The organism is Paramaledivibacter caminithermalis DSM 15212 (assembly GCF_900142245.1).
Lineage (GTDB): Bacteria > Bacillota > Clostridia > Peptostreptococcales > Caminicellaceae > Paramaledivibacter > Paramaledivibacter caminithermalis.
In genome coordinates this window covers 19,578-32,010 of record NZ_FRAG01000015.1, presented here as the reverse complement: position 1 = coordinate 32,010, position 12,433 = coordinate 19,578, and the positions used below count along the sequence as shown (strand labels likewise).

The following is a 12,433-nucleotide window of genomic DNA, read 5'->3' as shown; positions in this document are numbered from 1 at the left end:
CAGGAAAAAAATATTAATGGCTAGCATGTGAGTAGATGTTTTTAATTAATAGGATTACATTTACACTATAAAGTAATATGACTAATATTGTATGACACTGGGGGATGAACATATGAAAAATATATCTATTTTAGGTTCAACAGGTTCTATAGGTAAACAAACCTTAGATGTGATTAGAAATAATCTCGATTTATATAAGGTTATTGCTATTAGTGGTAATAATAATATAGATTTATTATTGAAGCAAATTAAAGAATTTGCGCCAAAGTATGTTGCAGTTTTTGATGAAAAAAAGGCTAAAGAATTGAGAAATAAAGTTTCAGATTCTAATGTTAAAATTTTATGTGGACTTGAGGGATTGAATGAAATATCTACTCTTAAAGAAGTCGATATTCTTGTAACGTCAGTCGTAGGAAATATTGGATTATTGCCTACCCTTAATGCTATAAAAACAGGAAAAACAATTGCTTTGGCTAATAAAGAAACATTAGTAACAGCTGGCGAGTTAGTGATGAAGGAAGCAAATATTAATAATGCAAGAATAATACCAGTAGACAGTGAGCATAGTGCAATTTTTCAATGTTTACAGGGAGCAAATAAAAAAGAAATAAACAAGATTATTTTAACTGCCTCTGGTGGTCCTTTTCGAGGAATGAACAAGGAAAAACTCATGGATGTAAAGGCAAGGGATGCACTTAAACACCCTAATTGGTCAATGGGAAGGAAGATATCTATTGATTCAGCTACGTTGATGAATAAAGGTCTTGAAGTTATCGAGGCAAAATGGTTATTTGGACTTGAAATAGATAAGATAGATGTAATAATACATCCTCAAAGTATTATTCATTCTATGGTAGAATTTATTGATGGCTCTGTTTTAGCACAGCTTGCTATACCAGATATGAAGCTTCCAATACAATATGCATTGACATATCCTGAAAGAGTGAAATCAAACACTGAAGGTTTGAGTTTTGAGAAGTACAATGAACTGACCTTTGAAAAACCAGACAGAAATACTTTTTTATGCCTGGACTTAGCTTATGAGGCTTTACGACTTGGAGGTACAATGCCTACGGTATTGAACGCTGCCAATGAAGAATTGGTAATGCAATATTTAGATAATAGGATTAAATTCTATGATATACCCGATAGAATAGAAAAAGCAATGAAAAAGCATAATATAATAAAAAATCCTAATATAAATGATATAATTGAAACAGATAAATACACTAGAGAATATATAAATAAATCTTTCTAAGGTGGGATTATATGTTAACTGCAATTAGTTTTGTGTTTGTTTTTGGGCTTCTAGTTTTTTTCCATGAATTTGGTCATTTTGCTTTAGCTAAAATAAACAACATAAAGGTTCATCAATTTGCTTTGGGTATGGGACCTAAGATTATAAGCTTTAAGGGTAAGGAAACAGAGTACTCCTTGCGGATTTTACCGATTGGTGGATATGTAAAAATGGAGGGAGAGGATGAGGTTTCCGATGATGAAAGAAGCTTTTCATCAAAAACCCCGCTGCAAAGAATTTCTGTTTTAGCAGCTGGTCCAATTATGAACATAATATTGGCTATATTATTACTTACAATTATCGCCTTTAACTTTGGAAACCCTGTTAATATAATAAACGAAACCACTAAAAATTCTCCTGCAGAAAAGGCTGGGTTAAAATCAGGTGATGAAATTATAAAAATTAATGAAACCCATATAGATAGTTGGGAAGACATTGTTAATACCATAGGGAAAAGTGAAGATGATATATTGAATATAAAAGTTCTTAGAAATGGAGAAGTTTTTTCTTTTGATGTTGTACCAGAATATGATGAAGAAACAAAAAGAAGACTTATAGGCATATCGCCAGTTATGAAAAAATCCTTACTAAAGTCAGTTAAAACATCGGCAGAAAATGTTTTTTTAGTTATAAAGCAGATATTGGGATTTTTGTTTAATTTTATAAGGGGAGAAGGGTCGGCTAAAGATATTGTTGGACCAATCGGAATGGTTCATTATGTCGGTGAAGCAGCGAAGATTAGCATTTTTTCCTTGTTATCATTAGCAGCTGTGATATCCATTAACTTAGCCATTCTAAATATTTTACCTTTTCCAGCCCTTGATGGTGGAAGAATAATCTTTGCTATCATCGAATTAATCAAGGGAAGTCCAGTTGATCCTGAAAAGGAAGGTTTTGTCCATATGATTGGATTTGTAATACTGATAGCTTTAATGATTATAGTTATCTATAAAGACATTGTAAGATTTAACTTGCTTTAGGACGGTGGAAAAATGCAGATAAAAAGAAGGAAAACAAAAAAAGTAAGATGTGGAAGTATTTATATTGGCGGAGATGCGCCAATTGCTATTCAATCTATGACCAATACAGACACTCGTAATATAAAGGAAACTATTAATCAAATAAAAAATTTAGAAGAATATGGTTGTGAAATAGTACGTATAGCGATACCAGATATGGAGGCTGCTATGGCAGTACCAGAGATTAAAAAAAACATTTCAGTACCCCTTGTAGCAGATATTCACTTTAACTATAGACTTGCCCTTAAGTGCATAGAAAATGGTATTGATAAGCTAAGAATAAATCCAGGGAATATAGGTGATATACAAAGAGTGAAGGAAATAGTATCGGAGGCTAGGGTAAGGGAAATTCCAATTCGTATAGGGGTTAATGCTGGCTCATTGGAGAAAAATATTATTGAGCAGTATGGCATGACACCAAAAGCTTTGGTAGAGAGTGCTATGAATCATGTAAGAATTCTAGAAGACCTTAACTTTGGCAATATAATTATTTCCCTTAAGGCTTCCGATATAAAACTAACCCTTGATTCATATAAGCTTTTATCAAAAAAAGTCAAATACCCTCTGCATATTGGCATTACAGAGGCGGGTACTGTATGGAGAGGTACAATTAAATCAGCAATAGGTATTGGTACATTACTTTTAAATGGTATCGGAGATACATTGAGGGTTTCTTTAACGGGTGATCCATCTGAAGAAGTTAGAGTAGGCAAAGAAATTTTACAGTCATTAAATATTAGAAGTTTTGGTATAAATTTCATTTCATGTCCTACATGTGGAAGGACCCAAATAGATTTAGTTAAATTGACTAAAAAAATAGAAAATGCTCTTAAGGATATTAAATTACCTATAACGGTTGCAGTTATGGGCTGTGCCGTTAATGGGCCTGGTGAAGCAAGAGAAGCTGATCTAGGTATAGCAGGAGGTAAAAACTCCGCATTGTTATTCAAAAAAGGAAAAATCATAAAAAAGGTCCCCGAGGGTGAAATAGTAGATGCTATTTTAAGGGAAGTTGAAAAGGTAGTCCAAAACGACTAAAGTAGTTTTGGGGTTGTAGGTTCCAAGTTGCAAGCTTTATGGTCATACTTTTTAAGAAAAATCTAAAAGACTAATCAGACAGTTTTTATTTTAAATGACCTTAAAGAATGGCAAAAAATCTTGGAACTTAGAACCTAGAAATTGGAACTTAATATGGAGGTAAATAAATGAATCAAAATACAACCTATGATAATTTTAAAAGCTTTCTTAATGATAAATCAAATATTTACCTTGATACAATTAAATATAATGCAAATTCAAAAACATTACATTTAACATTAGTACCTAATCAAATTATAGAAAAAGAAAAATTATATAATCTTAAACTGAGTATAAATGAGAGTTTACCCTTTGTTAATGATGTTTTAATAAATACTGTATATAAAGAAATATCTGATGATATTGAAAAATATATACTAGATTATTGGGACAATATACTATATGAAATAAAAATCAAGAGTCCATCCATGCTTGGATGGCTTAAAAATTGCAAAAGAGCCTACGACAGTTCTAGGCAAATATTAGAGATATGTGTTGACAATTCTGTTGGCTTAGAAAATTTGAATATAAAAAAATGTAATAAACTAATAGAAGATATATATAAAAATGACTTTAATAAAAGAATAAAGGTTAATTTTAAAATTTTAGAATCTGATAATAGTAATTCATATAATAATGAAAAAGAAAAGGAACTAAACTCAATATTGAGTAAAATAATGTCACAAAGCTCAAAGCCTAGTGAAAAACAGAATAAAGATAAAGAAAAGAAACCGAAAAACAAAAATATTTTTGGAAAAAAGATTAATGGAGAAATTGTGAGAATAAAGGGTTTATCTGAAGAAGATGGGATGGTATGTATCGAAGGTAAGGTTTTTGAAAAAGAATCCAGAGAATTGAAAAGTGGAAAAATATTAATAACACTATCAATTACTGATTATACATCTTCAATTGGAGTTAAGATATTTGTAAGCAAAGATGATGCAAAACAGCTGGATGAAAATATACAAAAGGGAAGCTACTATAGAATAAGAGGAGCAGTTCGATACGATACATTTGAAAAGGAAACAGTAATTATGGCAAGGGATATTAATATATCGGATTTAGAAGATAAGGTAAGAATGGACAATAGCAAAGAAAAGAGAGTAGAGCTCCATGCCCACACTAAAATGAGTTCCATGGATGGTGTGTGTAGTGCATCGGATTTAATAAAAAGAGCTTCCCAGTGGGGACATAAAGCTATAGCAATAACAGATCATGGCGTAGTTCAAGCTTATCCAGATGCTATTTCTGCTTCTAAAAAATATGGAATAAAAGTTATCTATGGAATAGAAGGCTATATTATAAATGATGGTTCTCTGCTGGTACAAAATAGTAAAGGACAATCATTAGATGATACATATATAGTATTCGATATCGAGACAACTGGATTATCCTTTAAGCATGATAAGATAACGGAAATCGGAGCTGTAAAGATTAATAATGGTAAAATTATAGATAAATTTTCTGCTTTAATAAATCCAGAGGTTAAAATCCCAGGAAAAATAGTAGAATTAACTGGCATTACTGATGCAATGGTTAAAGACAAACCAACTATCAATGAAGTATTACCAAAATTTCTTGATTTTATAGATGATAATCCCGTTGTGGCTCACAATGCTTCCTTTGATACTTCATTTATAAAAGAAAATTGTAAAAGACTAGGTAGAGAATTTAATAATACTATTGTAGATACATTATCTTTAAGCAGAATATTAGTACCAAATTTAAAAAGATATAAATTAAATGTTTTAGCTAAACATTTTAAAGTAAATCTTGAAAATCACCATCGTGCAGTTGATGATGCAGTAGCCACAGGAGAAATATTTATTAATTTAATATCTTTACTAAAGGAAAAAAATATTAATACTCTTGATGATGTAAATAATCTTCTAAGTGATAAAGTTGATTATACAAAACTTGATACATATCATATAAATATTCTAGTTAAGAATTATAGAGGACTTAAAAATCTTTACAAGCTTGTTACCCATTCCCATCTTGAAACCTTCTATAAAAGACCAAGAATTCCTAAGAGTATGCTTGAAGGCATGAGGGAAGGATTGATAATAGGTACTGCCTGTGAGGCAGGAGAGTTGTATAGAGCAATATTAAACAACAAAAATGAAGATGATATTAAGGATATCGTTAAATTTTACGATTTTCTTGAAATACAGCCTTTAGAAAACAATGGATTTATGATAGAGAAGGGTATAGTAAAGAATTATGATGATTTAAAGGAAATAAATAAGAAAATCTTAGATTTAGGTAAAAAATATAATAAACCTGTAGTTGCAACAGGTGACGTTCACTTTTTAGATCCCCATGATGCAATTTTAAGAACAATCCTCATGACTGGGCAAGGATATTCTGATGCTGATAATCAACCACCTATATACTTTAAGACTACTGAAGAAATGTTAAATGATTTTAGTTATCTTGGAGAAGAAACTGCTTATGATGTAGTTGTAAAAAATCCTAATATGATTGCAGATTCCATCGAAAATATAATTCCTATACCCGAGGAAACCTATCCTCCTAAAATTGAAGGTGCAGATGAAGATTTACGTAATATGTGCTATAAAAAGGCAAAAAGTATATATGGAGACCCATTGCCTGAAATAGTACAAAGAAGACTTGATAGGGAGTTAAGTTCTATAATTAGCAATGGCTATGCTGTGATGTATATTATCGCCCAAAAATTAGTTACAAAATCTCTAAAAGATGGATATTTGGTTGGGTCAAGGGGTTCTGTAGGGTCATCCTTTGTAGCAACTATGAGTGATATAACAGAGGTTAATCCATTAGCTCCCCATTATGTGTGTCCAAACTGTAAGAGCTCTGAATTTATAACGGATGGGTCCTATGAAAGTGGAGCTGATTTACCTGATAAGACCTGTCCTAATTGTGGTACAAAATATAACAAGGATGGTCATGCTATACCCTTCGAAACTTTTTTAGGTTTTGAAGGAGATAAAGAGCCAGATATTGACCTTAACTTTGCAGGTGAGTATCAATCGGTAGCCCATAAGTACACTGAGGAATTATTTGGCACAGGATATGTATTTAGGGCTGGGACTATTGGCACCATAGCAGATAAAACAGCCTTTGGTTTTGCAAAAAAATATTTTGAAGAAAAGAATATTACAGTAAGCAGCAGAGAAATCCTGAGATTATCCTCAGGCTGTACTGGAGTTAAAAGAACTACTGGACAACATCCAGGAGGTATAATGGTTGTACCTAACTATAAGGAAGTACATGATTTCACACCAGTGCAGTATCCAGCCAATGATAAATCCTCTGGTGTAATAACTACCCACTTTGACTATCACGCAATCAGCGGTAGGCTATTAAAGCTTGACATACTAGGACATGATGTTCCAACAATTATAAAAATGCTTGAAGAACTTACGGATATTGATCCTCAATCTATTCCTCTTGATGATGAAAGCACGGTAAAAATATTTACTTCTACAGAACCTCTTAAATTGGTAGATGAGGATTTTGATATTGAAGTTGGCTCATTGGGAATACCAGAGTTCGGGACAAAATTTGTAAGACAGATGCTTATTGATACCCAGCCTACGACCTTTGCTGAATTGGTTAGAATCAGTGGACTGTCCCACGGTACCGATGTTTGGTTAAATAATGCACAAGAATTAGTTAGACAAGGGACTGCACAGCTTAAGAATGTTATATCAACAAGGGACGATATAATGAATTATCTCATTCTAAAGGGGTTGCCACCAAAGGCTGCCTTCACTATAATGGAGAAAGTAAGAAAGGGTAAAGGCCTTACTCCAGAGCATGAAAAGCTTATGAATGAACATAATGTTCCTAAATGGTATATAGAATCCTGTAAGAAGATTAAATATATGTTTCCTAAGGCCCATGCAGTTGCATATGTTATGATGTCCTTTAGAATAGCCTATTTTAAAGTACATTATCCCCTTGCTTTTTATTCTACTTATTTTTCCACAAAGGTTGATGATTTTGATGCTGATTTAATATGTAGGGGCAAGGAGACTGTATTGAATAAAATAAAGGAGCTTAGTGAGCTAGGCAATAATGCAACTCAAAAAGAAAAAGACTTACTTACAGTACTTGAAGTAGCTTATGAAATGTATTGCCGTGGGTTTAGTTTTCTGAAAGTAGATTTATATGAATCTGATTCAGATAAGTTTTTAATAAAGAATAATTCCATATTACCACCTCTTAGGGCATTACAAGGTGTAGGAGAAAATGCTGCTAAGAAAATAGCTGAGGAAAGCAGAAAAAGTGAATTTCTTTCAATAGAGGATATTAGATTAAGAACAAAAATATCAAAAACTGTGATAGAAACCTTAGATAAACATGGCTGTCTAAAGGATTTGCCTCAGTCAAATCAACTGTCTCTATTTCAAGTTATATAAAAAGGAAAAACATCTATATTAAAATCCCCGCCATAGAAACTAGCTTGGCGTGTCAAATTAAAGTTGCACACATTTACTCATTATGATATAATTTCCATATAATAATGTGTATTTTGCTAAAGAGTGGGGCTTTCCCACTCTTTGTCATTGTAGTTACTTCATCAAGTTAACTTTAATAAAGCAAAGGGACTAAATTTATTTTGTTTAAACTGTATTAAGTAAATAAATATTGTATTTTATACTTATAGGTATATAGTGTGGAATTTTACGGAAAAATACGAATAGAACAAAATTTCTAATTTGAAATATACTTCGTTTAATGTAGATTTTACCTATACAAATAAAAAAGTGTATTTACCTACAATATCAATAAGCTTATAATTTTGTACCTGTTATAAAAAAATATAAAGGAGGTTTAAAATTGAAAAAGAAACGCGTTGTAGATATAGTTGAAGAAATAGCTCTACCATTTTTGGATAAAAATAATCTGGAGCTAGTTGATGTAGAATTTGTTAAAGAGGGTCAGCATAGATACCTTAGAGTATACCTAGATAAAGAAAACGGAGTAAGCTTAGATGATTGTCAACTAGTAAGTGAATACTTGAATGAAAAACTTGATGAATTAGATCCAATTGAAGAAAATTATTTTTTAGAGGTATCTTCACCAGGTATAGAAAGACAATTAAAAAAAGAAAAAGATTTTGAGAAGTATAAGGGTAGATTGGTGGAAGCACGATTATATCATACATTAAATGGTGAGAAGATCATTAAAGGTAAGTTGATGGGCTTGAAGGATAATAAAGTTATTATTAATAGAGAAGAAAAAGGCGAAGTAGAAATTGCCAGAGATAAAGTTGCATTGGTTAAACTTTCAATCAACTTCGATTAGGGGGTATAAATTGTGAAAAATGAATTGTTTGATGCCTTAGATCAGCTTGAAAAGGAAAAGGGAATATCCAAAGATATGCTAATTGACGCAATTGAAGCTGCATTGATTACCGCCTACAAAAAAAATTTCGGGTCATCTCAAAATGTTAAGGTTATAATAAATAGAGATAACGGATCTGTTAAGGTTTATTCGAGAAAGGAAGTAGTGGAAAACGTAGAAAACGACTTATTTGAAATTAGTTTAGAAGAGGCAAAAAAAATTGATCCTAATTATGAAATAGCTGATATCATAGAAGAAGAAGTGACACCTAGAAATTTTGGGAGAATAGCAGCTCAAACAGCTAAGCAAGTAGTTGTACAAAGAATAAGAGAAGCTGAAAGATCTGTAATATTTCAAGAATATGCAAACAGAGAAAGTGAAATAGTAACTGGAATTATTCAAAGAATAAGTAAAGGTACAGTTTATATAAATCTTGGTAGAATTGAAGCATTATTACTTCCCAATGAACAAATACAAGGAGAAATATATAAGCAAGGTAGCAGAATAAAAACCTATATTGTTGAAGTGAAAAAGACTACTAAAGGCCCACAAATACAAGTATCTAGAACACATCCAGGTCTTGTGAAGAGACTATTTGAATTGGAAGTTCCAGAAATTCACGATGGAATTGTTGAGATAAAAGGAATATCGAGGGAGGCTGGTTCTAGAACTAAAATTGCTGTATATTCTGCAGATATCAATATTGATCCAGTAGGCGCATGTGTAGGGCAAAGAGGCGTAAGGGTACAAAATATAGTAGACGAGCTAAAGGGTGAAAAAATTGATATAATAAAATGGGATAAAGATCCAGCTATATTTATATCCAATTCCTTAAGTCCTTCAAAGGTATTAAAGGTGGAAATAAACGATGAAAATGAAAAATCAGCTTTAGTTGTTGTGCCAGATTATCAGTTATCCTTAGCAATTGGAAAAGAAGGACAAAATGCTAGGTTAGCAGCAAAACTTACAGGATGGAAAATAGATATAAAAAGCGAATCACAATATAAAGGTGAATAAAAAGTAAATCTACTGTTTTAAGTGAGGAGGTATAAATATGAAAAAAAGAAAAATACCCCTTAGAAAATGTGTGGGCTGTAATGAACAAAAAAATAAAAAAGATATGATTAGAATTGTCAAGAATAAAGAGGGAAGAATTAATATTGATTTTACTGGAAAAGCCCACGGGAGAGGTGCATATATCTGTCCAAATGAAGAATGTTTAAAAGCAGCCCAAAAAAGAAAATCCCTTAATAGAGCCTTTGGACAAGAAATTTCAGAAGATATTTATGAAAGGTTAATGGAGGAGCTAAAAAATAATGAATGATAAAATTTTATCATTATTAGGATTTGCTCAAAAATCTAGAAGTCTTTTTTCAGGTGAGAACACTGTTAAGCTATATATAAAAAAAAATAGGATTAAGCTTGTAATTATTGCTGAAGATACGTCTCAAAACAGCAAAGAGGATTTTATAAATCTTTGTAATTTAAAAAATATTCCATATATAATATATTCTAGTAGAGATGAACTATCAAAGGCAATAGGTAAATATAATAGGGCAATATTAGGTATTAAAGATTCAAATTTTGCAGAAAAAATACTAGAACTTTATAAAGCAAAATTTGATATGTAAATATTATAGGGGGTGAAATTATGTCAAAGACTAGAGTTTATCAGTTGGCAAAAAAAATTGGTGTCTCAAGTAAAGAGCTTATAGCCAAATTGAATGAATTTGATCTTGAAGTGGCGAATCATATGAGTACTCTAGATGATGAAGATGCAAATCTTATCCTTGAATACTACCAATCTGAAGATAAAGAAGAGAACGGTAATAAAGGGAAAAATAATAAAACTAATTATAATAAGAAATCTAAAAATAAAAATATAAAGGATAAAGATAAAAAAAGCGAGGAAGAAAATTTGACTAATCAAAATAATACCAAAGAAAAAGAATTAAAGTTATCAGAAAAAATAGTTGTAAAAGAACTAGCTGAAAAATTAAATGTTAATCCAAACGATTTAATAATGAAATTAATGAACCTAGGAACTATGGCTGCAATAAATCAAGAAATAGATTTCGAAACAGCGGAAGTAATAGCTACAGAATATGGATTTAGTTGTATATTAGAAAATACACAAGAAGATATGGAAGATGATATATTTGAAGAAATAATAGATAATCCCGAAGATTTAGTAAAACGTGCACCTATAGTAACTGTTATGGGACACGTTGACCACGGCAAAACATCTTTATTGGATGCTATTAGAGAAACTGAAGTTACTGCTGGTGAAGCTGGGGGTATTACTCAACATATAGGGGCTTCAGAAGTTAAAATAAATGGAGAAAAAATAGTATTTTTAGATACACCTGGTCATGAGGCCTTTACTACACTGCGTGCTAGAGGAGCACAAATCACAGATATAGCCATATTAGTAGTTGCTGCAGATGATGGAGTTATGCCACAAACTATTGAGGCAATAAATCATGCTAAGGCAGCAGGGGTTCCATTGATAGTTGCGGTGAACAAGATCGATAAATTAAATGCTAATCCTGATAGAGTAAAGCAAGAATTATCAGAGCATGGAGTATTAATAGAAGAATGGGGCGGAGACGTTGTTTGTGTACCTGTTTCAGCCGTAAAGGGCGAAGGTATTGATCATCTATTGGAAATGATTATTTTAGTTTCTGAAATGCAGGAATTAAAAGCTAACCCTAATAGACCCGCTATGGGAACAATAATAGAATCTGAAGTGGATAAAGGAAAAGGACCTGTTGCTACTGTAATAGTTCAAACTGGAACATTAAGTGTTGGTGACTCAATAATTGCTGGACATACTTATGGAAGAGTTAGGGCTATGTTTAATAGTAAAGGAAAGAGAATAAAAAAGGCTGGTCCTTCCACTGCCGTTGAAATACTAGGTCTTTCAGATGTACCAGAAGCTGGTGATAAATTTATTGTAGCTAAAGATGATAAGACAGCTAGACAGATAGCTGAAAAACGTCAACAAGAGATAAGAGCTAAGAATTTGAGGGTTAATCAAAAAGTATCTCTCGAGGATCTATTTAATCAGATACAACAAGGAAAAGTAAAGGATTTAAATGTTATTGTAAAGGCTGATGCCCAAGGGTCTGTAGAAGCATTAAGACAATCATTAGTTAAATTGACAAATGAGGAAGTAAGAGTAAATGTTATTCATGGTGCAATAGGAACTATTACAGAATCTGATATACTATTGGCTTCAGCTTCTAATGCGATTATAATAGGATTTAATGTAAGACCTTCATCTAGTGTTACAAATTTAGCTGAAAGAGAAAATATTGAGATTAAAACATATAGAATTATATATGAGGCTATAGAGGATATAGAAGCTGCTATGAAGGGTATGTTAGAGCCTGAATATAAAGAAGTTGTACTTGGTAAAATAGAAGTAAGAGCAACCTTTAAAGTGCCAAATATTGGTGTTATAGCAGGTGGTTATGTTCTTGAGGGTAAAGTTACTCGTAGCTCAAGTGCAAGATTAGTTAGAGATGGAATTGTTATTTTTGAAGGAAAGATATCTTCTTTAAAGAGATTTAAGGACGATGTGAAAGAAGTTCTAACTGGATACGAATGTGGTATAGGTCTTGAAAATTACAATGATATCAAAGAAGGAGATATAATTGAGTCATTTATTATTGAAGAGGTTTCAAGAGCTTAGTAATAA

General features: G+C 31.8%; 9 protein-coding genes. All 9 read left to right on the top strand.

The features are described 5' to 3' along the window. Positions 1-112 precede the first annotated feature (112 nt). The 9 genes from BUB36_RS07635 (at position 113) to infB (ending at position 12,427) form a co-directional block, all read left to right on the top strand. Positions 113-1,258 carry a 1-deoxy-D-xylulose-5-phosphate reductoisomerase gene (locus BUB36_RS07635; RefSeq protein WP_073148670.1) on the top strand — a complete coding sequence of 382 codons (1,146 nt, stop codon included), beginning with the start codon at positions 113-115 and terminating at the stop codon, positions 1,256-1,258. Positions 1,259-1,269: 11 nt separating this feature from the next. After that, on the top strand, positions 1,270-2,277 hold the full coding sequence (rseP, locus tag BUB36_RS07630) for an RIP metalloprotease RseP (RefSeq protein WP_073148669.1): 1,008 nt from the start codon (positions 1,270-1,272) through the stop codon (positions 2,275-2,277). 12 nt (positions 2,278-2,289) lie between these two features. Then, positions 2,290-3,354, top strand: coding sequence for a flavodoxin-dependent (E)-4-hydroxy-3-methylbut-2-enyl-diphosphate synthase (ispG, locus tag BUB36_RS07625; protein WP_073148667.1), 1,065 nt, complete (start codon positions 2,290-2,292; stop codon positions 3,352-3,354). Positions 3,355-3,521: 167 nt separating this feature from the next. Beyond that, positions 3,522-7,802: a PolC-type DNA polymerase III gene (locus BUB36_RS07620; protein ID WP_073148665.1), complete on the top strand. Its 4,281-nt coding sequence runs from the start codon at positions 3,522-3,524 to the stop codon at positions 7,800-7,802. Between the two features lie 421 nt (positions 7,803-8,223). Further along, the gene (locus BUB36_RS07615) at positions 8,224-8,691 is read left to right on the top strand and encodes a ribosome maturation factor RimP (protein WP_073148663.1); all 468 of its coding nucleotides are present in this window, start codon (positions 8,224-8,226) and stop codon (positions 8,689-8,691) included. A gap of 12 nt (positions 8,692-8,703) precedes the next feature. Continuing rightward, on the top strand, positions 8,704-9,747 hold the full coding sequence (gene nusA / locus BUB36_RS07610; RefSeq protein ID WP_073148661.1) for a transcription termination factor NusA: 1,044 nt from the start codon (positions 8,704-8,706) through the stop codon (positions 9,745-9,747). 37 nt (positions 9,748-9,784) lie between these two features. Next, complete coding sequence (gene rnpM / locus BUB36_RS07605; protein ID WP_073148659.1) at positions 9,785-10,054, top strand: RNase P modulator RnpM; 270 nt, start codon at positions 9,785-9,787, stop codon at positions 10,052-10,054. Further along, positions 10,047-10,361 carry a L7Ae/L30e/S12e/Gadd45 family ribosomal protein gene (locus BUB36_RS07600; protein ID WP_073148657.1) on the top strand — a complete coding sequence of 105 codons (315 nt, stop codon included), beginning with the start codon at positions 10,047-10,049 and terminating at the stop codon, positions 10,359-10,361. The genes rnpM and BUB36_RS07600 overlap by 8 nt, the downstream gene beginning before the upstream one ends. Positions 10,362-10,381: 20 nt before the next feature. Next, positions 10,382-12,427, top strand: coding sequence for a translation initiation factor IF-2 (gene infB / locus BUB36_RS07595; protein ID WP_073148655.1), 2,046 nt, complete (start codon positions 10,382-10,384; stop codon positions 12,425-12,427). Positions 12,428-12,433 lie beyond the last annotated feature (6 nt).